Raw genomic sequence first — 26,146 nt, forward strand, 5'->3', positions numbered from 1 at the left:
TCAGATAGCACTCAGTTTTTTCGCTTCTGTGCTTTATTGCGTAAGCATCCCTATTTAAAAACTGTCCGGAGTATTGAATATTGGTTGTTTCTACATCCTTAATACGATCTCAAAACCCAATTCGTGAATTTTTCGAGTTATCCAGAAGGATAGCTTTGCACGTACTGACTTAATTCCATTCGCTATCGCTTCTTTGTCACTTACCATTCAATCAGCTATCGGTTCACTGCATCAAGGAGACTTTTGATGAACAGCCAATGGAATCTGAGCCAATTTCGTTTATTATTAGAAGAAACATTCAAACAATGGCTTGTACCAGGAGTAGCGATCGCGATCGCACTTATCAGCATAACTACGAGATAGCCGAGAATCCGATCGCCCTTTAACATCACTCCTTTAATTATTTCGATCGCATTTTCGCAAAATTCCTCAACTGTTAAGCGAAAAAACCCCTCGCAGCCGATAATCACCCGCTTCTCCCCCAAATCTCCACGCACAACAGCATCCTCGAAATAATCTGACATTTCCCGCACACTTACAGGTACGATCGAACTATTGTCATCTGATTTGAGATTGGGGATTGTCCCCATCAGTCAGCCTGCGCGTCGGAATGAATCCGGGGGCTGGTTTTTTTTATTCAAAATCCCAAATCCCAAATCTCAAATCGGCATGGTGATTAGTCATTTCCCAACAGTCACATAATTGTTGACAATATTGCACAATAGATAAAATTGTAAATATATAGCACCTGCGTTTTTTTTACCGCTTATGAATAGCAGATTCCTCGATCGACTCCACCACCCCTCACGCCCCGTCATCGTCTTCGACGGCGCGATGGGAACCAACCTGCAAGTCCAAAACCTCACCGCAGAAGACTTTGGCGGCAAAGAATACGAAGGCTGCAACGAATATCTCGTCCACACCAAACCCGAAGCCGTCGCCAACGTGCACCGGGGATTCCTCGAAGCAGGGGCCGATGTCATCGAAACAGACACCTTCGGCGCTGCTTCCATCGTGCTCGCCGAGTACGATTTGGCAGACAAAGCATATTATCTCAACAAAACTGCGGCCGAACTCGCCAAGGGTATCGCCGCCGAATTTTCCACGCCAGAAAAACCGAGATTTGTCGCAGGATCGATCGGGCCAGGTACCAAATTGCCAACATTAGGACACATTGATTTTGACACACTCACCGCCGCTTTTGCCGAACAAGCAGAAGGACTTTATGACGGCGGCGTTGACTTATTTATTGTCGAAACTTGTCAAGATGTGCTGCAAATTAAATCAGCATTAAATGCCATTGAAGAAGTATTTAAGAAAAAAGGCGCGCGAATTCCGTTAATGGTATCAGTCACAATGGAAGCCACCGGCACAATGTTAGTCGGTTCCGACATCAGCGCCGCCCTAGCCATTTTGCAGCCGTACCCGATCGACATTTTAGGCCTCAACTGTGCCACCGGGCCCGATCGCATGGCAGAACACGTCAAATACCTTTCCGAACATTCGCCCTTCGTCGTTTCCTGCGTTCCCAACGCTGGTTTACCCGAAAACATCGGCGGGCACGCGCACTACAAACTCACGCCCATAGAATTAAAAATGGCCTTGATGCGCTTTGTCGAAGACTTAGGCGTGCAAGTCATCGGTGGCTGCTGCGGCACTCGCTACGATCACATCCGCGAACTATCAGAAATTGGCAAAACTCTGACACCCAAAATCCGCGAAATTACTTGGGAACCTTCCGCCGCTTCAATTTACACCGCCCAACCCTACGAACAAGATAATTCCTTCTTAATTGTCGGCGAAAGACTCAACGCCAGCGGTTCCAAAAAATGCCGCGATTTGCTAAACGCCGAAGACTGGGATGGTTTAGTAGCAATGGCCAGGGAACAAGTGCGAGAAGGCGCGCACATTCTCGATGTCAACGTTGATTATGTCGGCCGCGACGGTGTGCGAGACATGAAAGAATTAGTTTCCCGCGTTGTGACTAATGCCACTCTCCCTTTAATGCTGGATTCCACAGAATGGGAAAAGATGGAAGCAGGCTTAAAAGTGGCGGGCGGCAAATGTTTGCTGAATTCCACTAACTACGAAGACGGAGAACCGCGTTTTTATCAAGTTTTGGAGTTGGCGAAAAAATACGGCGCGGGCATAGTTATCGGGACGATTGACGAAGACGGGATGGCCAGAACTGCTGACCAAAAATTTGCGATCGCCCAACGCGCCTATAACGCCGCCGTCGCCTACGGAATTCCCGCCGAGGAAATCTTTTTTGACACCCTAGCATTGCCCATTTCCACCGGGATTGAAGAAGACAGAAAAAACGGCAAAGCTACCATAGAATCCATCCGCCGCATTCGCCAAGAATTGCCCGGTTGTCACGTAATTTTAGGAGTTTCTAACATCTCCTTCGGCTTGAATCCGGCGGCGCGGCAAGTTTTGAATTCCATGTTTTTGCACGAAGCAATGCAAGCCGGGATGGACTCGGCAATTGTCAGCGCCAATAAGATTTTGCCCCTGGCCAAAATCGACCCCAAACACCAAGAAATCTGCCGTAAACTGATTTACGACGAACGGGAGTTTGACGGCGAAATTTGCGTTTACGACCCCTTGGGCGACCTGACAACCGTGTTTGCGGGCAAAACTACAAAGCGCGATCGTACAGAAGACGCAAGCCTCCCGGTAGAAGAACGTCTCAAGCAGCACATCATCGACGGCGAACGCATTGGGCTCGACATCCAACTCGCCAAAGCCTTAGAAACCTATCCCCCCCTCCACATTATCAATACCTTCTTGTTAGACGGGATGAAAGTAGTCGGAGAATTGTTCGGTTCGGGACAAATGCAACTGCCATTTGTATTGCAGTCAGCAGAAACAATGAAAGCGGCAGTTGCCTATTTAGAACCGCACATGGAAAAGTCCGAATCCGGGGACAACGCCAAAGGCACATTCATCATCGCTACTGTTAAAGGCGACGTTCACGACATCGGCAAAAACTTGGTTGATATTATCCTATCAAACAACGGCTACAGAGTGATTAACTTGGGTATTAAACAGCCGGTTGACAATATCATCGAAGCCTACGAAAAGCACAAAGCCGACTGTATTGCCATGAGTGGCTTGCTGGTAAAATCAACCGCATTCATGAAAGAAAATCTGGAAGTATTCAACCAGAAAGGAATCACGGTTCCGGTAATTTTGGGGGGCGCGGCTTTGACTCCCAAGTTTGTACATGAAGACTGCCAAAATACCTACAAAGGTAAAGTCGTTTATGGCAAAGATGCGTTTTCTGACTTGCACTTTATGGACAAACTCATGCCAGCCAAATCTGCTGGTAAATGGGAAGATTTGCAAGGATTTTTAGATGAAATAGGGCAGGATAATGGGGCTGTTAAAGAAGCTAAAGCGGCGCCAGAAACTTCTGTAGAAGATACCAAGAAAGCTGACACTCCTGTGGTGATAGATACCAGGCGATCCGAAGCAGTTGCAGCAGATATCGATCGCCCGACTCCTCCTTTCTGGGGGACGAAACTGTTGCAGGGAGAAGACATCCCCTTTGAGGAGATTTTCTGGCACTTAGATTTGCAAGCTTTAGTTGCCGGTCAGTGGCAGTTCCGCAAGCCAAAAGACCAATCGCGGGAAGAATACGATGCTTTCTTAGCTGAGAAAGTTTATCCCATATTGGAAGAGTGGAAACACAAAATTATCACTGAAAAGTTACTGCAGCCGCAAGCAATTTACGGGTATTTTCCCTGTCAAGCTGAAGGCAATTCTTTGCATTTGTACGACCCGGAAATTATGAATGGCGGGCAAACAATAATCAGTGGCGGGCAAACAATAATCAGTGGCGGGCAAACAATAATCAGTGGCGGGCAAGATGCCCACCCCACAAAAGAAAGTGGCACAGGCATCTTGCCTGTGGCTGGAACAGAAAGTGGCACAGGCATCTTGCCTGTGGCTGGAACAGAGAGTGGCACAGGCATCTTGCCTGTGGCTGGAACAGAGAGTGGCACAGGCATCTTGCCTGTGGCTGCAACATTCACATTTCCCCGGCAAAAATCGGCGCGCCGGCTGTGCATTGCGGATTTCTTCGCGCCCAAAGAATCGGGTAAAATCGATGTATTTCCCATGCAAGTAGCGACAGTGGGAGAAATTGCTACAGAGTACGCGCAAAAGCTATTTGCTAACAATCAATATACCGACTATCTCTACTTTCACGGGTTAGCGGTACAGACAGCGGAAGCAATAGCAGAATGGACTCACGCGCGAATTCGCCGGGAATTGGGCTTTGGTAGCGAGGAACCGGACAACATTCGCGATATGCTGGCACAAAGATATCGCGGTTCGCGGTACAGTTTCGGCTATCCCGCTTGTCCGAACATGGCGGATCAGTACAAGCAACTGGAATTGTTAAAGTGCGATCGTATCAACCTGTACATGGATGAAAGCGAACAACTTTATCCCGAACAATCAACAACGGCAATTATCACCTATCACCCAGCCGCTAAATACTTCAGCGCTTAATTTATAGGGTGCGACTCACACTTTTTTCTGTCGTTTTTCTCGTTCTTGTACTCGTTATACTCGTTACCAGGCTCTGCCGATTCGTGATAACTTAACGTCAAACCCAATCACAGACTGCTGTTTGAGTATTAAGCTCAGATCCCCCCTAGCCCCCCTTAAGAAGGGGGGGACAAGAGTCTTCTCAAAGTCCCCCTTCTTAAGGGGGATTTAGGGGGATCTAGACTTAGCTAAAGGCGAGATTTATCAATGGTTTCAGTCTTAAGTTGTCACCAATGGGCTCTGCCTGGTAACGCAGATCCAGAGGCTCTGCCTCCATTTAAAAACCTGGAGGCAGAGCCTCAAGAAATGCGTTCCCAGGTAGAACCTGGGAACGAGAAAACGAGAAAAAAATAGTTCACGAATTAAACCAACAAAAAAGCACCTTAACAAAAGTGCTTTCATGAATATGAACTTTCCGTGTCTGACGAAACTTTTATGAGTAATTCCGGGGAGTGCGGGCGCCGGCAGATGCTCCTACCATCGAAGCAACTAAACCCAATAGCGAGCCGAACAAAAATGACCAACCAGCTTTCGCAGCATTACCAGCGATATTGCGAGTATCCTGAGCAGTTACGTTAGGCGCTTGGTTCGGCAAATCGACCCCGCCCTGCTGCGCTTGATTAATTGCTTCTCCCGCATTCGCAGCTATGACGCCAAAAGTGCCGGCCACGCCATTTGCTAACAGCCAAGAGCCGATTGTTAAGGTGGTTGCCCACAAAATTGCTCCGTTCAAAAGCGCTGTGTTGCGGTTCATCGGGCCGCAAGCGCGAGCAGTTACCCAACCGCCAAGGGCCAAGCTAATTAACAAACTGATAATTGACCAAATTCCGACGCCGGTACCCACGTCTCCTGAAATAGTGCGCGGAGCTCCTGAACCAGCAATGCTGCTCAAGCCGATCGCAGCGCCCAATGCACTTAACACCAGTTGTGTGGCGATCGCAATTACCAAACCCGAAAAAATCGGGCCCCAACGTACTCGATCGTGGTATTCCATCACTGAATTTACCACCACGGGTTCAGTACCAACGTTATCTACAGGTCTATTTACGTATGACATAGGTTTTTCTTTCCTCTTAGAGTTGCTTTAATTTTTAACAATCTTTCACTTAAGCATTGATTGTGGCTGAGATTGATAAAAACTATATCTGCCTGGGGAAATAACCAGTATCTATGTCTGAAGAAAGAAACGAAAAAGTCATCCGCCCCCAGCCACCCGCTATTAGCTAATGACTGATGACTGATGACTGATGACTCATAACTATTTTATCCCGTTGGAAAAGTTCCCGGATGTATACAGGAAATGCGGACGTATACAGAAAAAACTGCTTAACGCAATCTTACAGCCGTTCCAACGGCAGTAATCAGCAGCAAAGCCCCGCTGGAGTCTACATTAATCGTGCCGGTGTCAACTTCCACCCCGATTACGGCATTGGCGCCGAGGCGCTGGGCCCGTTTTTCGAGTTCCGCGAGGGCATCTCGCTGTCCTTTGAGAAACACTTCCTCGTAACTGCCGGTGCGGCCGCCGATGATGTCGCGAATGCCCGCGAAGAAATCTCGCAGGGCATTGGTGCCGTAGACAACCTCAGCAGTTACAATTCCCAGGTAAGATTGAATTTCTGCTCCTTGGATGATATCAGTTGTTGTTACAATCATCAGTTGGCCTCAATCACGAAAATTTTGAGTGGGTCTTGTTCTGTAGATTTACTACATCTCGCCACTCAAACATTCCTGGTAAATCATAAGTTGTCAGCTTGTCAAGCTGACAGCAACTCGCTCTTCCATTCCACATACTCTTTGAAACACATGGCCGTGCACAAACAAAGTCTCTTGGTATTCAGTACGTTGCTAATAGCAGGATTCGCTGTCGCAGCGCCGCAGATAGCGCTCTCAGCAGAAACAGTCGTTCAAGTCAACCCTCAAAATGATTCAAATTTAGATGCTCTGCTGCGACAAGGGCGCGAGTTTGTAGATGTAGGAGACTACAGTAGCGCGATCGCCATTTATCAGGAAGCTGCGCGTTTAGATACGGAAAACCCGCGCATTTTTTCTGGTATTGGCTATTTAGAAGCGCGTCAAGGCAACTATGAAGCCTCAGTAGAATTTTACCAACAAGCGATCGGTCTGGAACCGAACAATGCGGACTTCCAATACGCATTAGGATATGCTATGGCGAATTTACAAAACTACCCCGCAGCCGCCACAGCTTATCGCCGCGCCGCTGCGCTCGATCGCAAAAATGTCAATGCCCGCATCGGTCTGGGAGTGGTACTCTTTCAGCAAAAAGATTACAGCGGTTCTTTTAAAGCATACCAAGAGGCGATCGCCCTCGATCCAAAAAGTTGGCAAGCTTATTCTTCAATGGGTTTAGTATTGATCCAGCAGGGAAGTTTTGCCAGTGCTGTCACCGTGCTCCAACAAGCAGCCGAACTCGCTCCCAAACAAGCAGGTGTCCAGTTAAAATTAGGCACTGCTTTGCTGCGGGCCGGCTATACTTCCGAAGGGCTAGCAGCTTTTGAAGAAGCTGCAAAATTGGAGCCCCGGAATCCAGAAGTGCAGCTAGAAATTGGCGAACTTCTCCAGGCTCAAAACGACTTCGACGGAGCGCTTATAGCTTATCAGCGGGCTATTGCGGTGCGACCGAATTTAGTGGAAGCACACGCAGGAATCGGCGAAATTCAACTGAAAAAACAAGATTTTTTAGGAGCCATTACCACTTTTAGGCGAGTGATTGGACTCGATCCAAACCGGGCAGAAGCTTATTATAATATGGGTACGGCACTCAAAGCGCGCGAGCGCAAATCCGAAGCAATTGAAGCTTTTAAACAAGCCCTCGACACTTACCGCCAGCAAGGCAACAATGATGGTGTACAAAAAGCTGAGGCTGCGCTCCAGCAACTAAAGTAATATGTCTCAATGTACTAATAGGTAATTGGCTAGCAGTTTTGAGTGTGGAGTAAGTATTTTTCCTAGGGCTTAACTCCTTCCACTCCCCGTCTTGCAAGGAAAAAAGCAATCTCAAAACTGTTTCTCTTCCCTATTCCCTATGCCCCCTTTCCTCTTCCTTCTTCCTTCTTACTTCCTTTGCGTAAATTGTTTAATTTAACGCAGATAAATTTGCCTAAATATAGTACAATATTGGCGCAATTGGAGAAGGGTGAGTGCTCGGTAAGTTTAAGCAGAAATCAGGGCGATCGCACAACAACATTTTGTCAAAGCTCCCTCTTTTGTAATATGCTAAAAGGGCTTACTGACAATGAATCTATTTCTATTGGTAGAGACAGCCAACTTGTTAACATTTGTAAAATAAGCAAAATATCCTCTCCCTAGAACTTCATCTATGCAAACGTATGATGTCATTATCATAGGCGCAGGTCACAACGGACTCGTCTGTGCATCTTATCTGCTGAAAGCTGGATATACCGTCCTGTTGTTAGAAAAACGTTCGGTTCCCGGGGGCGCAGCAACTACTGAAGCGGCCCTTCCCGAATTACCGGATTTTAAATTCAATATGTGCGCGATCGACCACGAGTTTATCCATTTAGGGCCAGTTGTAGAAGAATTAGAACTGGAAAAATACGGTTTAGAATATCTTTTCTGCGATCCAGTAGCCTTTTGTCCGCATCCCGACGGTAAATATTTCTTAGCGCACAAATCCGTTGAAAAAACTTGTGCTGAAATTGCCCGCTACAACGAGCGCGACGCTAAAAAATATGCCGAATATACAGACTTTTGGCAGCGGGCTTTAGGGGCAATGGTTCCGATGTTTAATGCGCCACCAAAATCGATCATAGATATTCTGGGCAACTACGATATTTCAAAAATCAAAGATTTATTGTCAGTCATCGGTTCACCCGACAAAACGCTGGACTTTGTTCGCACGATGCTCACCAGCGCTGAAGACCTTCTCAACGAGTGGTTTGACGAGGAATTTATCAAAGCACCCCTAGCAAGATTCGCCGCAGAACTAGGCGCGCCTCCTTCGCAAAAAACCCTTGCTGTAGGCGCAATTATGCTGGCAATGAGACACAATCCCGGCATGGCAAGACCGCGCGGTGGGACGGGTGCATTAGTGCAAGCGCTGCTCAATTTAGTGAAAAGCTATTCCGGTGTGGTACTTACCGACCAGCACGTCGAGAAAATATTAGTTGATGATGGTCGCGCTGTGGGAGTTCGAGTTGCCAACGGCACGGAATACCGTGCGACAAAAGGTGTCATTTCTAATATTGATGCTAAGCGCTTGTTTCTGCACTTAATGGACTCCAACGATGTTGACAGTGCCGACCCGGATTTGCGGGAAAGATTGGAGCGCAAAATTGTTAACAACAACGAGACTATTCTCAAAATAGACTTAGCTCTCAATGAAATGCCCAAGTTCGATCGCTGGAATCATCGGGACGAATATTTAATTGGTTCGGTTTTAATTGCAGACTCGGTAAAACACGTTGAAATTGCTCACAGCGAGCCTTCAATCGGCAGAATTCCCGACTCTGACCCATCGATGTATGTAGTGTTTCCGACGGTACTAGACCCGTCAATGGCTCCCCCCGGACATCATACGGCTTGGATTGAATTTTTTGCTCCTTACCAGATCGAAAATGCTGAAGGAACCGGCCAGCACGGTACGGGTTGGACGGATGAGCTGAAAAACAAAGTTGCCGATCGCTGCATTGATAAATTAGCAGAATACGCGCCAAATATCAAAAATTCAATTATAGGGCGTCACGTGGAAAGTCCGGCAGAATTGGGAGAGCGTTTGGGGGCTTTGAAAGGGAATTATTATCACGTTGATATGACGCTAGATCAGATGATATTTTTCCGTCCTTTGCCGGAGTTGGCGAATTACAAAACGCCGATCGATGGTTTGTTCCTCACGGGGGCGGGAACGCATCCGGGTGGATCAATTTCAGGGATGCCGGGACGCAATACCGCTCGCGTTTTCATGCACTCGCAGCAGCCTTTCGCGCAGACTTTAGCAGATGCGGCTAATACTCTGAAAGCGAAGGGGAAGTCGGTATTTCGGAGTAATGAGAAGTAAGATTTTTAGCAACCGCAGATGAGGGCAGATAGACGCAGATGAATCACATCTGCGTTTGTTTGTATTGATTTATCTGTTGGCAAGTGCGATAATTTTTTATGGTTGATTCCCTGTGAAGGGAAAACGATTTGCGATCGCCCTCAATACCCTTTCTAAAGCCTGTGAATCTTTCGGGCTGGGTGGCGACGGTTTGCGTTTCATCAAAGCTGTTAAAATATTTTGTCATCCTAGAGCATCTTCCATCGATAAAATTCTCAATATGAGAATAACAAGTTAACGCTAAAAGCATTTTTGAACTTAGTATTGCAGTCAAATATATAATTTAGCAGAACAGGCAAGCCCCTGGTAGAAGTCGCTCCCCATCTCCGAATCAGGGCGCCGCCGATCCCCCAACATCTCGCATTCTCCTCAATTCATACTTTATGCGGATGAAAACGCCGGCCCCAAGTTGAGAGACTGAGAAGTGGCGTTACCCTTTTTTTAGCGATGGCAAACCGAGTTTTGATTGTCGGTGGGCGGGGACGAATTGGCAGCAGCGTTGCCCAAGACCTTGTTACTCATACCGACGCGGAAATTACTGTTACCGGACGCAACTCTGAAGCCTCTATTGGGCCAGGATTGCCCCCCGATCGGGTGCAGTACCAAACTTTTGATTTAGCAGACAGTGCAGCGCTGCAAAAAGCTGTTTCAGAGTCTAATCTTGTGGTTCACTGTGCGGGGCCTTTTCACTACCGAGACGCTAGTGTACTGAAAACTTGCATAGAAGCAGGTGTTAATTATACTGATGTCAGCGACAGCCGCAGTTTTACTCGCAGAGCTTTAGAATTGCGCGAAACAGCTAAAAATGCTGGAATTACTGCTATTATTAACACGGGGATTTTTCCCGGTGTGTCTAATAGCATGGTGCGGCGAGATGTGGAGCAATTAGATGAAGCAGAAAACATCCATTTGAGTTATGTTGTCGGAGGTTCTGGCGGTGCTGGCGTTACCGTCATGAGAACCACTTTTTTAGGTTTGCAAACTCCTTTTGACGTTTGGGCCGATCGCAAGTGGCAGCAAGTAAAACCCTACAGCGATCGCGAAACAATTGAATTTCCAGCACCCTACGGCAACACAGGCGTTTACTGGTTCGATATGCCGGAAGCAATCACTTTGCCCGAAACTTTCCCCGTCAAATCAGTTGTGACTAAATTCGGTACGTCTCCCGACCTTTACAATCACCTTACCTGGTTTGTTGCCAAGTATTGGCCCGCTAGCTGGCTCAAAAATAACTCCGTGATTGAATTTCTCTCCTACGTCAGTTACGGGATGACCAGTGTTAGTAATAGTTTTAGTGGGGTTGGTGTGGCAGTGCGATCGCAAGTGACCGGTCTCAAAAACGGTCAACCCGCTAAAGTTTGCTCGACAGCGATACACCCTAGTGCAGCAGTCGCTACGGGCATCGGTACTGGCAGCATAGCTCAATTAATGTTAGAAGGAAAACTGGAAAAACCGGGCGTTTGGTCGGTCGAACAAGCTCTTTCTACTGAGCTATTTGAACGAGCTATGCAGAACAGAAAACTAGACATAGAGCAGGTTCTTTTGTAGTTAGTTAGGTTATTTATAGCAATTTAAAATCTTGGGAAGTAGGATTTTTGCCAGAACTGCGAAGACGCGAAAGACGCGCCTAAAAAGAAGAGTCAGGGGCTTCTTAATTGATGAGAAAACCCCTATCTAGGCTTCCTCGCAGGAATTGCGATCGCCCCTGATAGGAGATGAGTTCCGCTTGTATAACTAATCTATCTTTTGGTAGAAGTAATAATAACAAGCAGGCGCTTAAGATATGGGATGTCACGGGAAACATCCCTTTTGGCTCGCTCTAGATGCGGTAGCTGCGACAAAGATTGCGATTGAACCAAGGTTGTCAATGTGCGATCGCAGTGAAGGGGCGACAAACACCATAATTTTTGCGGAAAAATACGAGGAGAAGTTGATATGAAGCGGGTTTTAAAAGCTCTAGGACAAACATTGAGCCAAAGCATTTTGCTGGTATGTACCCTGGCGTTCATTGGTCTGCTAAGTCTAGCGATAGTACCCAGTCAGGCTGCTTACGCAGGTCAAGACAGAACTCAGGCGCAGCCAGAAGCTAAAATTACTGACCCCGCAGAAAGTTTCGAGGATCTCAATCCCCAAGCAGCTTACGAAGAAATAGTCAAAACCTCTCAAAATCCTGCAACGGTCGAGAAAGCTTACGACGAAAGCTTAAAGGAGTACAAGGGAGAACACCCGCAAGAAGGCATAGTTCAAAAAGCTGAAGAGTTGATCGAAAAGGTAACTGGCAACTAATAAATCCAGAGATTTATATCTAACTCAAGTTGCTGGTAAATAAACAGCTTCAGTGAATAAACAAGGGAGCCGACTTTAGAACTCACTTGAAGATCACGATCTAGGGTGCGCCGAGGCGCACCTTATCGCTTGACAGTAGCGTGTAAAACTCGTTTTTGAGTCGAGAAGTATTTGATCGTTTCCTTCCTTTTGAAGCTAGCAGCTTCATCCTTAAGGCAGATGAATAGATATGAATTTAAAAGGTAAATTTAATCATAGTTACAGTTAGATAAAAGGAAAAAATATCATGAGCGATGACAAAAAAACGGTACATGAACCTGATGCTAACCTAGATCCGCTTTCGGGGGAAACCGGGGCTCATCCAGTCGCAACGGGTATTGGTGCGGCGAGTGCCGGTGCTGCGGGTGCTGCGATCGGCGGTGCCATCGGCGGGCCTGTAGGAGCAGTTGTCGGCGCTGTTGTGGGTGCCTTTGGCGGCGGTTTGGCGGGCAAAGGTGTGGGCGAGGCGATCGACCCCACGGTAGAAGAGGCTTACTGGCAAAGCAACTACAGTTCCCGTCCTTACGTGGACACGAGCGCGACTTACGAAGACTATCAGCCTGCATACCGCACGGGTTATGAGGGATACAGTCGCTATGGCGCTACTGGTAAGAAATACCACGAGATCGAACCGGATTTGCAGCGCGACTACGAAACAAATCGCGGTAAGTCTAATGTGACTTGGGAAAAAGCTAAGCACGCCACGCGCGACGCTTGGGATCGGGTGGAACGGGCTGTTCCTGGCGACATTGACAAAGACGGCCGCTAAGGGCTTACACCAAATATTTCTCAGTCTTGGAGACACACAAACTCAAGCATTCCGGTGATTTTTAGCCGGATACCGGAATGGAGGGAAGTGTTTGATAAAAAAAACCCGGCTGCTGCGTCTGAGACTGTTGTTGATAGGTAACACAGTTTTTAACGCGAGTTTAGCGAAGTTTTTGGGGATTTTAAGCCCCTCTCTACATCGGAGAGGGTATTTTTATGCTCCGTTATAATCGCATTTTTCCGCACTATTTTTCTTTCACAGGGCTGTTGCTGTGAGAACTCGCTATAGACGTAGAGCCTTTGCTGTGCGTGACGATCGCACTCCTAAAAAATGCTTTTTACCAAATCGGGATGCTTCCGTTTGAGATTAACATTTTTTTTTGACTATTAGCCTTAAAATTAAACTTATTCAGGACTGAGGCATCGATTGCATATTTCTGTCATTGTTCGCGATGCGCTTTCTTCAATCGCAGCCGGATCGTAAAGCGTCGGTGGCTTCAACTCCGATAATTGTTAACCTAAATCCTCTCATTCAAAATTGGTATTACTTGTGGATGAAATGTTGGAAAGAGCTTGGACACTCAAGCAAAATTTAATTGACTTTGTGCTGGATGCTGAGGGAGAGTTGGCGGTAGCTTTGGAAGCTTATGCAGCAGCTCGATCGACCGGCGAGCGCTACGATATTGCTCAGCAAAATCAAGTGATTGACAGTTTTACCATCGAAGGTAAAGTCGGAGAGAAAACGCCGATCGACCTATTTGTCGAAAGTCAGCCGGATTTAACCGAGAGCGATCGTAGCTTGCTCGAAAGTTGGGAGCACAGAAGCTTTACTGGCTTATTTGAAATCACTCAACTTTCCCCCGACAGGTTTGAACTGATGAACTGGCTGACGGCTAAGCACTACGTTGTCAAGCCCAACAGTCCTAATTTGCTTGCAGAAATGTCTCGCTTTAAGTTAGGAGAAATCTTGCTGGCTCGGATTTCTCCCCTTACCGATGACTGGTGGATACTTTCGAGTTCTCCCATCCTGAAGGGGAAATTGGGTAAGCCGAAGTTGGCGGTGGCGATCGGTAATTTCAAGCAAAATCACAAACAGAACCTTTACAGCGATGCGCCGGAATTGTTAGAGCAAGCTTGGGAGTCGGTAGAAAAGTACCACGAAGATTTTACCGAATTTTTTGGCAGCGAGGAAGTTACGCTATCGGGATATCACCTGAATAAACAGTTGGCTGAATTTCAGGAATTTATCACTAAAAAACGCCTAGCTGATATGGGCGTTGATGGAAGTAAATCTCTGGCGGATATCGTTGAAGATGCCGGAGTCGATCGAGAAGAAGTCAAAGCAGCCGCCATCGCCGCAGCAGGTGCTGATGCTAACGCAGTTGAGGTAATGCTCGACAGCAATGCTAGTGCAAAAATGGTAATGCCGAAAGTCGAATTGCCCGATCGCTTCAAGAAAGCCGAACAGGTGAGTGCACTTTCTCATCCTCGCTGGGGACAAACCTTTTTGTCTACTTACGCTCAATTTACTGCACTGCTAGCAGCCGAAGACTTTTCAACCGTTCCCGGTTACGAAAAGCTGGTGCGTAACTATCTCGAAGATCCTGCAATTAATGTCTGGATTTGGCAACGGTTAGCTAAAGTTAATCCAGCGAAATTAGAACAAATTTTGCAAACTGTATTGCAACGTACAGACTTTCAGCTCGATCGCGATTTAGATGCCCTGCTGCAAGAGTTTAAAAAACCCTTAGAACCCGAACTCCCGGAAATTGCCAGCGTTCCCGTGCACCTGCACAACTTATTTCAGGAAGCTTTAGGCGAAGTTAATAAGTCAAAATCCAAGCCACAGGAGAAAAAGAAAAGCTCTAAAGGCTTTAAATCCTAACTAGCTAAGTTCGTGGCATACTGCTATGCGCTAATGCGCCGGCTTCGCCAACGGATACTCGTTGAGATGGCCGCAGCCCAGGGAAAGCAGGAAGAGAAGGGCAATTTCAAGTACAAGTGCGATCGACCCTAGCCATTTTGGGCGCCTTAGTCTGCATCCCTCGGATAATCAACCATTAAACAAGCTCACAGCTAGCTGTGAGCTTATCGCCCGGTAATATTACTCAAATAGCTTTGCAGTCAGGACTTTAATTTTTCTTCACCGCGATCGAAAGAACTGAAGTCCTCACTACAAAAACCTTTTGTTAATCTTCAACTCGTCGGACAGCCATGCGTTGCAGCGGCAGGCTGAGTATGCTAGAAGCAGTCAACAAGTAAGAAAGAACAGTAGTCAGCTTCAAACTGAGCAATAACCAGCTATCCTCTGGTAGGTGAAGTTTCAGCCCGAAAAAAGAAATGCAGTACACTATCCAATAAGTAAAGCTCATCTTGATGAGGATTTCTTCGCTCAAAGTGCGATCGTCCCTTGGCTGCGATTTGCGATCGCTCAGCAAAATTAGACCCGCAATAGAAGCCACACAAGAAACCATAACGAGATAGTCATGCCAGTTAAGCTCAACCATTTTCAAACTTCCTTGATATCCTAATTTTTAGAATCTGACATCAGTCTAAAGGATAAGTTTTCCCAGTCAAAACAATAGTTACAAATTGACACAGCGGTAGTTACAAATCTCAATGAAAAATAATCGCGATCGGCAGCCACAGACTCGTTTAGTCAGTCGCCAAGGACAATTGCCCTTAAATATTGTCAAGTTGGGAGTACCTCGCCTGCATTTTGCCGACCTCTACCACAGGCTGCTAACTCTTTCTTGGCCGCGATTTTTCATCCTGATTTGTCTCTCCTATACAGTCACAAATTCTTTATTTGCCTTAGCTTACTTGGCGGGAGGAGATTGCATTGCTAACGCGCGGCCGGGTTCTTTCCCAGATGCCTTTTATTTCAGCATCCAAACAATGGCGACGATCGGCTACGGCGCTATGTATCCCCGCACGGATTACGCTAATACTATAGTCGCGATCCAAGCACTTTTTGGTTTGTGGGGAGTAGCGATGGTGACGGGACTGGCTTTTTCGAGATTTTCTCGACCAACAGCTAGAGTTATCTTCAGCCGCGTAGCTGCGATTGCTCCTTTCAACGGTGTTCCGACTCTGATGTACCGCACTGCAAATCAGCGTTTTAACCAAATTTTAGAAGCGCAGCAGCGAGCTACTTTGATCCGTGACGAGGTAACAGCGGAAGGAGAATTTATGCGGCGTTTTTACGATTTGCAATTGGTGCGAAGTCACTCTCCGGTTTTTGCATTAACTTGGACGGTTATGCACGCAATTGATGAGAACAGTCCTTTGTACCAACTTACTGCCCAAGATTTGATGGAACAGCAAGCGGAAATTGTAATTACGTTAACAGGAATTGACGAAACAGTTTCGCAAACTATTCATGCGCGACATTCTTTTGTGGCGTCTGAAATTATGTGGAATATGCGGTTTGTAGATATTCTTTTGAAATCGGCGACGGGAGGGCGGGTGGTTGATTATAGTCGGTTTCACGATGTGAAGCCGGTTGAATGAAAGTTGGGAGTTAGCCACCAGTGCTAGAATACCTGTATGGCAAAAAAAAGTTAATATTTATGAACTCAATAACTGCAAATACGACACTGAAAGAATTGCAAGCGCAACTCTTAGCTTTAACTCCCGAAGAGAAGGCTCAAGCTATAGAATTACTAGCCCAAAGTTTAAGAAAATTTTGGTCGGGAATTCAAAAGACTCCCGGCGTGTGCGGCGGCGATGCTTGCATCAGACAAACGCGAATTCCTGTTTGGGTGCTGGTGAATGCTCGCCGTTTAGGTATTTCTGAAGCTGAACTCCTAGAAGACTATCCGACTCTGCGTGCCGCTGATTTGGCGAATGCTTGGGCATATGCTGAGGCATATCCTGATGAGATTGAAATAGCAATTAGAGAACAGGAAGAGGCATAAACAGTGGCAGATATTTATAGCGAGATCGCACAAAGCATTAAAACTGAAATATTTTACCATTTTAAATCAGGCTTTTATGAACGGGCAAGATGCCCGTTCCACAAGAAATTTATTCTTTGTGGAACGGGCAAGATGCCCGTTCTTGAAAATGGTACAACATCTCAGTTAAAATAAACAAAAAAATTCTTGTATTATGCGAATAATTCATACTGCTGACTGGCATTTAGGGCGGCGTTTCCGAGGGATCGATCGCACTTTTGAAATTGCGATCGCCCTCGAACAGATTTTGAAGCAAGCAAAAGCCTTGGATGTCGATGCTGTGCTCGTTGCCGGCGACATTTTCGATGTGCCCAACCCTCCCGCTTACGCCGAACGCATTGCTTATAACTTTTTCTGCGAACTCCAAGCGGCAGGAATTCCCGCAATTGCGATCGCTGGTAATCACGATTCCGCATCCCGCATCGACAGCATCGCGCAATTGCTTTCCCTCGCCGGTGTTCGCGCTTTAGGCAAACCCAGACTTTCCGCAGACGGCGGCACGATTACTCTCAATACAAAAAGCGGTAAACTTTGTGTGGGAGCGATGCCTTTTGCTTCCGAACAAAGACTGTTAGATGCTAATTCTCTCTGGCAGTCTGGCGATGCAGAGCGTCGAAAAGATTACCGCGAAATTGTAGCATATTTACTCGAAGATTTAAGCAGAGAGTTTAGAGATAATACGGTCAATATTCTCATGGGACACATGAGCATTGACGGCGCTCGATTGGCCAAATCCGAAGTCGCTTATTACACGCGAGAAAAATACCTGTTGTCAGCCCAAACTCTGCCGCCGGAAGCTCAGTATGTTGCCCTCGGACACATCCACATTCACCAGAGGATTTCTGAGACTTCTCCCGCTTATTATTCCGGTTCTTTGATTCAGTTAGATTTTGGAGAAGCGGAACAGGAAAAAGGATTTTGCTTGATAGAAGTTGAGCCGGGAAGTCAGGCAAAGGTGGAATTTAAGCCTGTGGCTTGCCACAAGCCGTTAAAAGTGCTTAAATGTCATAACGACAATCTCGATGAAACTTTACAAGCTCATCAGTACCATCCGGGTTTCTTGAAAGTAATTGTCGAACTGGACAGTCCGCAAATCGGACTTGCCGATCGAGTGCGCCAAATTTGTTCTCAAGCGCTGTTAATTGAACCGCGCTATCCAGATGCAGCGCTAGAACCAACAGAAATAACTAATATCGATCCCAATAATTTCGATCCGGCAGCCGAGTTTTGCAACTATTATCAAAACCGATTGGGAACGACACCGAAACCGGCAGTATTGGAGGAATTTCAAAACTTGTACAAGAAGTTTAAGGAAACAGTTAATAATTAAATGGGTAAAAAGATACAATCCCCAATCACAAATCTCAAATTAACTGGTTCCCAGGCTCCGTCTGGGAACCAATATCCAGAGGCTCTGCCTCGCGCTTAAATAAGAAAATTGGAGGCAGAGCCTCCGGATCTGCTTTACCAGGCTCTGCCTGGTAAAGAGAAATAGAAACCCCAAATCTAAAATCTAAAATCAGTATGCGTCCACTCGAACTTATTCTCGAAGGATTTACCAGCTTCCACCGCGAACAGCGTTTAGATTTTTCTCAACTCGATTTGTTTGCAATTACTGGTGCTACAGGTGCGGGCAAATCTTCACTGCTAGATGCCATGACATACGCTCTTTTTGGCACGACAACTCGCAGCGGCAAACAAGTAAGTGATTTGGCAAGTCAAGGCAGCGAAAATTTAAAAGTGCAGTTGCGTTTTGCTGTGGGTTCGGCACAGTATCGGGTGACGCGAAGGTGGCGTTTCCGTCCGAAATCTCCCGAAAATAAGGTGATTTTGGACAACTGGCAAAATGGTCAATGGGAAACTTTGGGGACGAGTATCGTTGCTGTTCAAAATACCATTGAACAGATTTTAGGAATGGATTTTGATACTTTTACGCGAGCAATTGTTCTGCCTCAAGGCAAGTTTGATGAGTTTATTAAAGGGGATACATCAAAACGCCGGGAAATTTTGCGGCAGCTAGCAGGATTTGAGATTTTTGAGCAGATGCGGAAGGAAACAAATGAACTCGCAAAGCTGCTGAAACAGGAACGGGAAATGGTGGAAAGGCAGTTAGGCGATTTGAATGCACCTGCTGCGGAAGAAGTAACAGAAAAGCGATCGCAACTTTTGATTTTAGAGCAGCAGTTGCCTGAGATCGATCGCGCTGTGATGAAAGCTCAGAAGGCTCTAGATGAAGAGGAACAGCTATTTTCGCAAATCGCTCGCTGGCAAGAGTTACAACAACAACTGGCTAAATTAAATGCTAATTCTGCTGAGGTTGCAATTTTAGCACAGCGTTTAGAAAGAGCGCAAACTGCCAATCATTTACAGGGAGATTGGGCTTTAGTGCGATCGGCTCGCAGTCAGTATGAAACTGCCGAAAGTGCCTCGGTGGCAGCGCGAAAGCAGTTAATTAAAGCTCGCTCTGAGCTAGCAGTAGAGCAGCAGCAACTTGACGCGGCAAAAGCCAAAGAAGAGGTGCTAGCGCCACAAATTAAGGCTCGCGAAGATGCTCTAGCTGCTGCTAAAGTATATGAAGAACAGCGCGCTCAATTAGAAAAAGAAGTTGCGCTTGCTCAAAAATTTCAACAGGAAAAACTCCGCTTTTTTATGGCAGCAGATAAAGACCTGCAAGCTGCTAACACTAAAATTCAAGGCGCGGGTTTTCGAGTTACTCAAGCAGCGGCACAGCTCGAACAATATTCGCTGGGAGGAAAGCGTTTAGAGCAATTGCAGCAAATTTCACCCTTATTGATGGAACTTCAGCTAATTACCAAGCAGCAAAATACTCAGCAAGAACAGTTGGATAAATCTCTGGCAGCTAAGGAAAAAGCTCAACAAAATTATGTGAAGACTACCACTAATTTAGAAGCAGTTGAACTCAGGCTAAAAGAGTGCGATCGCGAGTTAGAAGTGGCCCAAACCGCTAATGCGGAAGCGGCACGTTTAGAGAGTGTTGCTGCTATCAGAATGTCACTGAATTCTGGCGATACTTGCCCGGTGTGCGGGGGGGTGCATCCTGAGAGCGACAGCCTCCCTCCTTTGCCAGATTCTAATATTGTCGATGTCGCTGATTTGCGGCAGAAATTGGCGGGGGCAAATCAGCTTTTTCAAGATGCTCAAAGGTGGGCTGCTGAGGCAAAAAGTACAGCTTCAGCTTGCCAGCAAAAAGAGTCGGAAATTGCTCAAATGCTCGAATTAACTGCCAATAGAGTTGCCGAATTGCAGCAGCAAATCACTCAAGTTCTGGAAGATTCTCAGTGGGAAAGCTTGGGGTTGCAGCAGGAGTTGGCAATCCTTAAAGAGAGCGATCGCCAATACCGGGAAACCGAACAGCAGTTCCAACTGGCATCATTGGAATATGATAATTTTCAGGAAAGATTTAATTTGGCGGTGGCGACTCAAGCAGCTAAACAGCAGGAATATCAAGATGCGATCGCCGAATCAGACCGCCGCCAGCAACAGTTCCAAAGTTGTGTAAATGCGCTTTATCAAATTACCGAATATCAACCTTATGCTAATTTAGCAAAAGTCTTAGAACAAGACAAGCAAGACTTGGCAACTCTGCTGAAAGTTGCCGAAAAATCCTATCAAACTGCTCAAAATAAGGTTATTCAAGCAGCAGAGAGAGAGCAACAAGCTGGAGAAGCTTTTGGACAAGCCCAGGCTCATAAACAGCAGTTAAACCTGGATTGGTCAGCAAAATTAACAGCGGCTGATTTCACAGAAGATACTTTTTTAGCAGCGGTGGCGACGGTTAAGGAACAATCAGAATGGGAAAATGCTATTCGCTCTCACCGCGAATCAAAAATTCAGTTAGAGACGCGGGCGAAAGATTTGAGCGAGGCGATCGCAGGCAGAACTACCGATGAGAATAATTTAGCACAAGTGCGATCGGCAAAACATACCGCCCAAGAAAACCTCAAACAAGCCAACAACAACCGCGCCGAACTTTTAGCTTGGATTCAAGTAGCCGCCCAAAATCTCGAACAAGCCGAAAGACTGTCACAGCAAATCACAAATTTCACAGAACAAGAGCAAACTTATCACACCTTAGCGCAGAATCTCAAATCCAACGAATTTCAATCCTACATTTTAGAACATTTAGAAGCAGAATTAGTCGGCAGCGCCACATTGATTTTGCAAGAATTAACCGAAAATCGCTACAAACTAAAAAACCAAGACGGCGAATACTGGGTAGCAGATAATTGGAACGGCGGCGAAGCTAGACGAGTACGCACTCTTTCCGGCGGCGAAACCTTTGCCACTTCCTTATCAATGGCTTTAGCTTTGTCAGAAAAACTGTCTCAAGGATCTCACTTGGGCAGCTTGTTTCTCGATGAAGGATTTGGGACTTTAGATACCGAAACTCTCGAAAGCGTTACTCAAATTTTAGAATCTTTGCGGCAGCGAGACAGGATGATTGGAGTGATTACCCACGTTCGAGAATTGGGCGAAAGATTGCCCGCACAAGTTAAAGTGCTTAAGTCGCCACAAGGTTCTAAAATAGAAGTTGAAAGAGTTTAAGTCTCTACTTGTTGCGATATATTGTAGTTTTTCTAGAATTGTGTTTCTTCTTCTGTAAAGATAGGAGGCCACAATTCTGAAACGGGCAATTCCCAACCGGGGAAAAGTTCTGGTAATGTTAAGATATCGCCATTTTGTAAAATTTGTGGTTCGCCAGCCGATCGATAAATCTTCACTGTTTCTGCATCAGGATCGATCGCAATTCCGACAATCGCTCCGAGCTCAACAAACTTCAAAACCTTGGTTTCCATAGGCTGCGTGCGATCGCTTTGAGACTTAATCTCTACCACCAAATCGGGAACCAACTGTCCAAAATAACGCGGACTTTGGCGCAATCGTGCGGCGCGCACAAAGGAAACATCGGGCGCTTTGACGTTAGTATCTGGCATAATAAAGCCGCCTGCGGAGTCAAAAACTCGTCCGAGACGGCGGGGATTTACCCAAGCGAAAAGAAAGGCAATGAGACGGCTGCTGATTTCACTGGATACGATGTCAGATGGGCCCCTAATTGAAAGTATCCCGTCTTCTAGTTCAATTTGGTAATCTAAACCAGCTTCGGAAAAAGCGGTTTGAACTTGCTCAACATCTTTGACAGTCATCGTTGACATAGGAACTTTCTCCTGTTATGAGCTGATATTTCATTTTAGCACGATCGTTATTTTCAATCTATAATTTAGTCAAAAATTTAGACTTTTTACTTGTTTGTCGGCACTTGCTAAGTTATAATTATCGCAATAGATACTTTTTGAATATAGTAAAACAGTTTTTTAAATCATGTCAGCCAAAGATATCTTTCACAACACAGTACGTGCGGCTTTGGAGAAAGATGGATGGACAATTACTCACGATCCTCTATTTCTAAAAGTAACTTCTCAAGTAAAAATGCAGATTGATTTGGGAGGAGAGAAATTACTTTCTGCCGAAAAGGGGAGGCAAAAAATAGCAGTCGAAGTAAAAAGTTTTGTGGGCTTGTCGGCGCTGTCAGAATTCCATACGGCTGTTGGTCAATTTCTTAATTATCGAGTAGCATTGGAAAAATTGGAATCAGAACGAGTGCTGTATTTGGCAGTGCCTACAGATATCTATCAAGATTTTTTTACAGACTCGTTTATTCAAACTGTGTTAGAACGATATCAAATAAAGATGCTGGTTTTTCATGTGAAGGGACAGGAGATAACATTATGGAAAGATTAGATTATCGCCAGTTAGTTCAGAAAGTCATACATCAACACGCGACAGAGCAGTCGGAGCAAGATGTAGAAACCACTGAAATTGTTTTCGATACGGAACGCGACCGCTATTTATTGTTGTATGTAGGATGGCGGGATGAAGAACGAATTCATGGATGTCCGATTCATGTTGATATCAAAGATGGAAAAATTTGGATTCAGCGTGATTTTACGGAAGCAGGGATTGCCAATCAATTTCTAGAATTTGGAGTCCCTAAAACAGATATTGTGTTGGGATTTAGAGCGCCTTATGTACGACAATTTACTGGATTTGCGATCGCGTAAATCCTTAAATAATTTCCCACACAAAAAATACCCAAAACCCCGAATTATCGAATAATTCGGGGTTCTAATCTGTAACTTTTGTCAATCTACTTAACGACCCAAGAAACAAATATTATATGAAAAATTACCCCACTCGAATGCAATCGGTGCAGTCGCCCATAATTCCAGTAGTTGGCGAACTGATTCGCCAAAATCCGGGAACGATATCTTTAGGACAAGGCGTAGTTTACTACAATCCGCCACAAGAATCATTTGAAAAAATCCCCGAATTCTTTGCAAATCCCGACAATCACAAATACAAAGCCGTGGAAGGAATTCCACAATTACAGGATGCAATCGCCGCAAAACTAAAAACAGATAACGACATAGAAATTAATAGCAAAAACTGCATTGTCGTTACCGCCGGCAGCAACATGGGATTTACCAACGCCATTCTCGCCATCACTTCGGCGGGGGACGAAGTTATTATCCAATCACCTTATTACTTCAACCACGAAATGGCGGCAATTATGGCAAATTGCCGACCAGTGATAGTAGAAACAGACGCCAACTATCAACTTAATATCGATGCTATAAAAAAAGCAATTACCGACAAAACGCGAGCCATAGTTACCATTTCACCAAATAATCCCACTGGTGTTGTTTATTCAGCCGAAGCACTCCGAGAAGTTAACGAAATTTGTCGCCAGCACAACATCTATCACATCAGCGATGAAGCCTACGAATATTTTACTTATAACGGCGTAAAACACTGTTCGCCCGCCGCTTTTCCCCACAGCAGCGAACATACAATTTCTCTGTTTAGCCTCTCCAAAGCCTACGGTTTTGCGAGTTGGCGGATCGGGTATATGGTAATACCAGAACACTTGCTGGTTTCAGTGAGAAAAATTCAAGATACCATCTTAATTTGTCCGCCCGTAATTTCTCAGTATGCAGCCCTGGGAGCCTTGCAAGTTGGTAGAGGTTACTGCGATAATTATGTAAGGGCGATCGCATCTGTGCGCCAACTCGTATTAGACGAACTCAATACTATCCAAAACTTGTGTACAATTTCCCCAGCCGCCGGAGCGTTCTACTTTTTCTTGAAAGTTGATACTGAACTCGATACAATGGAATTAGTCGAACAATTAATTCGCGAATATCGCGTAGCAGTGCTTCCCGGTACAACCTTTGGCATGGATAATGGCTGCTATTTGCGGGTTGCTTACGGTGCTTTGGAGAAAGCAACCGCCACCGCAGGTATTAGAAGATTAGTTAAAGGTTTGAAGACAATTTTAAACAAGTAAAATAGGAAATTTAAAAATGGTTGCCACGAACTTGAAAGCAAATACAAATATCCAAGATACCTCCGCTGCCAAACTGGCAGACTTGCGCGATTTGATGGCAGATTACGACTTAGATTGCTATTTAATCCCAGCGGTTGACGAACACTTAAATTTATCTGTTCCAGCAGCCAAGCAGCGGCGGGCTTGGATGTGCGGTTTTACGGGTTCCGCCGGTGATTTGTTGGTTGGCAAAGATTCCGCTTGGTTGTTTGTGGATTCCCGCTATTACGAACAAGCCGACTTGCAAGTCGATACTGGGATTATTCAAATATCGAAACTCGGCTTAGAAGGAAATTTAACCTTAATTGAAACTTTAGAAAAACTGGCTGTAGAATCGGCAGAAAAATCAAGGAAAATTCGCATGGGTTTTGACCCGTTTACCGTAGCGACAGAGCAATATCAAAATTGGGTGAAAAAATTTGCAACTGCGGAGATTGAGCTCATACCAATCCGGGAGAATTTGACAGACAAAGTGCGATCGCAAAATTCTTGGAAAACAGCAGAGACTTTACCCGCGATTGATGCAGAGCCCATATTTAGCTTACCTGCATCCCTGACAGGAGAAACCGCCGCCGAAAAATTAGCCAGAGTCAGGGAAGCCATGCAAAAAGCCAATATCGATGTGCTTCCGATTACCAACCTGAATCAAATAGCGTGGCTGTTCAATCTCCGAGGCTCGGATATTCCCCACATTCCCATTTTCATCTCCTATGCAATTATCACCACGGATTCAGCGTTTTTGTTTACAAATCCCGAACGAATTTCACTAGAAATCAAGCAAGAATTGCGGGCGGATGTAACTTTGCTTCCCTACGCAGACTATCCGCATACATTAGAAAGTTGCGTAAATTTGCCACATAAAGTTCGGGTACTTTTAGACCCGAAACACAGCACAGCAGGCACGTACCAGTTAATATTAAACCATCAAGAAGCGCAGTTTTACAACATCGAAATAGTTTTTGATACTCATCCGGTAGAAGGGATGAAAGCTCGCAAAAATTCTGTAGAAATCGAGCAGATGAAATCAGCCAATTTCAAAGCAAGTCGAGCGAAAACTTTGACTTTAAAGTGGTTGACTGAACAGCTAGAAAATGGTCAGGTAGTTACCGAGTTTGATGTCAAAGAAAGCATCGAAAAATTTTACCAAGAAGAAACAGATTTTCAGACTTTAACTTTTAGAACGATCGCCGGTGCGGGAGCTAATAGCTCGATCGTACATTACGGAACCCCCAGCCCTGAAATAACGTTAAAACCGGGGGAACTGCTGTTATTGGACTCAGGCGCGCAATATTTAGCAGGTACAACCGACGATACGAGAACAGTAAGTATCGGAGAACCGACGGCGCTACAAATACAACACTACACAACAGTGTTAATCGCGCACATCAACTGTGCAATGCAGCAATTCCCCAAAGGAACAATGGGAGCACAATTAGATGCGATCGCCCGTGCGGTATTATGGCAAGAACAGCTAGACTACGGACACGGTACAGGGCACGGAGTCGGCGCGTTTTTAGCCGGTCACGAAGGGCCAAACGGCATCAGCAAATCTGTGCAGTATCCCCTGGAAGCCGGAATGGTAACGAGCATCGAACCGGGATATTACGAACCAGGATGGGGCGGAATTCGCATCGAAAATCTCTATGTTGTCAGGGAAATGCCATCCAAAAACGGTACGGTTTGGTACGGATTTGAATCGCTGACGTATATTCCGTTTGAGCGCAAATTAATAAATGTCGATCGGCTGTCAAAGACTCAACTCGCATGGTTGAATAATTATCATGCTGCTGTAGTCGAGAAACTGGAACCCGTACTTGATGCAGCAACAATTGAATGGTTGAAAAAAGCCGCCGCACCCTGTGTGATATCAATTCCGGTTGCACCGGAATGATACCGAGGACACTGCAATGCTCATAGATGTCAACTTAAGGTCAGCCCGAAAGTCCGACAGGGGTTGAAACCCCTGTCTCAAAGCGAAAGTCCTCTTAAGAGCGTTCCACCGGCGTCGCACGCCGGTTATGAATAAAAGAAACAGTAAAGCTAGCCCAAAAGTTG

General features: G+C 45.7%; 21 protein-coding genes. 16 read left to right on the top strand and 5 right to left on the bottom strand.

Annotated features, from left to right (window positions below; all coding sequences use genetic code 11):
• Positions 1-215: 215 nt before the first annotated feature.
• On the bottom strand, positions 216-590 hold the full coding sequence (locus QUB20_RS22455) for a hypothetical protein (RefSeq protein ID WP_333249590.1): 375 nt from the start codon (positions 588-590) through the stop codon (positions 216-218).
• A gap of 178 nt (positions 591-768) precedes the next feature.
• Here QUB20_RS22455 and metH point away from each other — a divergent pair, with 178 nt between their 5' ends.
• Positions 769-4,521, top strand: coding sequence for a methionine synthase (metH, locus tag QUB20_RS22460; RefSeq protein ID WP_333249592.1), 3,753 nt, complete (start codon positions 769-771; stop codon positions 4,519-4,521).
• A 472-nt stretch (positions 4,522-4,993) separates the two neighbouring features.
• On the opposite strand, the gene QUB20_RS22465 is transcribed toward metH, so the two are convergent.
• Together QUB20_RS22465 and QUB20_RS22470 are read right to left on the bottom strand one after the other, a co-directional pair.
• Complete coding sequence (locus QUB20_RS22465; protein WP_333249595.1) at positions 4,994-5,617, bottom strand: hypothetical protein; 624 nt, start codon at positions 5,615-5,617, stop codon at positions 4,994-4,996.
• Positions 5,618-5,886: 269 nt separating this feature from the next.
• On the bottom strand, positions 5,887-6,213 hold the full coding sequence (locus QUB20_RS22470) for a YbjQ family protein (RefSeq protein WP_172184303.1): 327 nt from the start codon (positions 6,211-6,213) through the stop codon (positions 5,887-5,889).
• 150 nt (positions 6,214-6,363) lie between these two features.
• Between QUB20_RS22470 and QUB20_RS22475 the strand changes: the two genes are divergently transcribed.
• The 7 genes from QUB20_RS22475 (at position 6,364) to QUB20_RS22505 (ending at position 14,612) form a co-directional block, all read left to right on the top strand.
• On the top strand, positions 6,364-7,464 hold the full coding sequence (locus QUB20_RS22475) for a tetratricopeptide repeat protein (RefSeq protein ID WP_333249597.1): 1,101 nt from the start codon (positions 6,364-6,366) through the stop codon (positions 7,462-7,464).
• Positions 7,465-7,897: 433 nt separating this feature from the next.
• Positions 7,898-9,595 carry a beta-carotene ketolase CrtO gene (gene crtO / locus QUB20_RS22480; RefSeq protein ID WP_333249600.1) on the top strand — a complete coding sequence of 566 codons (1,698 nt, stop codon included), beginning with the start codon at positions 7,898-7,900 and terminating at the stop codon, positions 9,593-9,595.
• Between the two features lie 112 nt (positions 9,596-9,707).
• Positions 9,708-9,872: a hypothetical protein gene (locus tag QUB20_RS22485; protein ID WP_333249601.1), complete on the top strand. Its 165-nt coding sequence runs from the start codon at positions 9,708-9,710 to the stop codon at positions 9,870-9,872.
• Between the two features lie 209 nt (positions 9,873-10,081).
• Complete coding sequence (locus QUB20_RS22490) at positions 10,082-11,182, top strand: saccharopine dehydrogenase NADP-binding domain-containing protein (RefSeq protein ID WP_333249603.1); 1,101 nt, start codon at positions 10,082-10,084, stop codon at positions 11,180-11,182.
• Positions 11,183-11,569: 387 nt separating this feature from the next.
• Entirely contained in the window at positions 11,570-11,920 is a 351-nt protein-coding gene (locus QUB20_RS22495) for a hypothetical protein (protein WP_333056741.1), read from the top strand.
• A 286-nt stretch (positions 11,921-12,206) separates the two neighbouring features.
• Entirely contained in the window at positions 12,207-12,728 is a 522-nt protein-coding gene (locus tag QUB20_RS22500) for a hypothetical protein (protein ID WP_333240516.1), read from the top strand.
• A gap of 549 nt (positions 12,729-13,277) precedes the next feature.
• Positions 13,278-14,612, top strand: a complete 1,335-nt coding sequence (locus QUB20_RS22505) for a hypothetical protein (RefSeq protein ID WP_333249605.1) — start codon at positions 13,278-13,280, stop codon at positions 14,610-14,612.
• A gap of 304 nt (positions 14,613-14,916) precedes the next feature.
• Here the strand turns inward: QUB20_RS22505 and QUB20_RS22510 are convergent, their stop codons facing one another.
• On the bottom strand, positions 14,917-15,234 hold the full coding sequence (locus tag QUB20_RS22510) for a hypothetical protein (RefSeq protein ID WP_333249607.1): 318 nt from the start codon (positions 15,232-15,234) through the stop codon (positions 14,917-14,919).
• A gap of 112 nt (positions 15,235-15,346) precedes the next feature.
• On the opposite strand from QUB20_RS22510, the gene QUB20_RS22515 reads away from it, so the two are divergent.
• The 4 genes from QUB20_RS22515 (at position 15,347) to QUB20_RS22530 (ending at position 21,252) form a co-directional block, all read left to right on the top strand.
• The gene (locus QUB20_RS22515) at positions 15,347-16,240 is read left to right on the top strand and encodes an ion channel (RefSeq protein ID WP_333249609.1); all 894 of its coding nucleotides are present in this window, start codon (positions 15,347-15,349) and stop codon (positions 16,238-16,240) included.
• A 59-nt stretch (positions 16,241-16,299) separates the two neighbouring features.
• On the top strand, positions 16,300-16,647 hold the full coding sequence (locus QUB20_RS22520; protein WP_333240524.1) for a DUF433 domain-containing protein: 348 nt from the start codon (positions 16,300-16,302) through the stop codon (positions 16,645-16,647).
• Positions 16,648-16,840: 193 nt separating this feature from the next.
• Positions 16,841-18,016, top strand: coding sequence for an exonuclease SbcCD subunit D (locus tag QUB20_RS22525; RefSeq protein ID WP_333249612.1), 1,176 nt, complete (start codon positions 16,841-16,843; stop codon positions 18,014-18,016).
• A gap of 194 nt (positions 18,017-18,210) precedes the next feature.
• On the top strand, positions 18,211-21,252 hold the full coding sequence (locus tag QUB20_RS22530) for an SMC family ATPase (RefSeq protein ID WP_333249614.1): 3,042 nt from the start codon (positions 18,211-18,213) through the stop codon (positions 21,250-21,252).
• A gap of 32 nt (positions 21,253-21,284) precedes the next feature.
• On the opposite strand, the gene QUB20_RS22535 is transcribed toward QUB20_RS22530, so the two are convergent.
• Positions 21,285-21,860: a Uma2 family endonuclease gene (locus QUB20_RS22535; protein WP_333249616.1), complete on the bottom strand. Its 576-nt coding sequence runs from the start codon at positions 21,858-21,860 to the stop codon at positions 21,285-21,287.
• Between the two features lie 166 nt (positions 21,861-22,026).
• On the opposite strand from QUB20_RS22535, the gene QUB20_RS22540 reads away from it, so the two are divergent.
• The 4 genes from QUB20_RS22540 to QUB20_RS22555 all read left to right on the top strand — a co-directional run bounded on the left by QUB20_RS22540 (position 22,027) and on the right by QUB20_RS22555 (position 25,982).
• Positions 22,027-22,446, top strand: a complete 420-nt coding sequence (locus tag QUB20_RS22540) for a XisH family protein (RefSeq protein WP_333240538.1) — start codon at positions 22,027-22,029, stop codon at positions 22,444-22,446.
• The gene (locus QUB20_RS22545) at positions 22,434-22,766 is read left to right on the top strand and encodes a XisI protein (protein ID WP_015174218.1); all 333 of its coding nucleotides are present in this window, start codon (positions 22,434-22,436) and stop codon (positions 22,764-22,766) included. The genes QUB20_RS22540 and QUB20_RS22545 overlap by 13 nt, the downstream gene beginning before the upstream one ends.
• A 116-nt stretch (positions 22,767-22,882) precedes the next feature.
• Positions 22,883-24,052 (top strand): pyridoxal phosphate-dependent aminotransferase, encoded by a 1,170-nt coding sequence (locus tag QUB20_RS22550; protein ID WP_333249619.1) that lies wholly within the window; start codon positions 22,883-22,885, stop codon positions 24,050-24,052.
• A gap of 16 nt (positions 24,053-24,068) precedes the next feature.
• A complete protein-coding gene (locus QUB20_RS22555; protein ID WP_333249620.1) occupies positions 24,069-25,982 on the top strand; it encodes an aminopeptidase P family protein in 1,914 nt (637 codons plus the stop codon).
• Positions 25,983-26,146 lie beyond the last annotated feature (164 nt).

This window comes from Microcoleus sp. B4-C2, from assembly GCF_036705265.1.
Lineage (GTDB): Bacteria > Cyanobacteriota > Cyanobacteriia > Cyanobacteriales > Microcoleaceae > Microcoleus.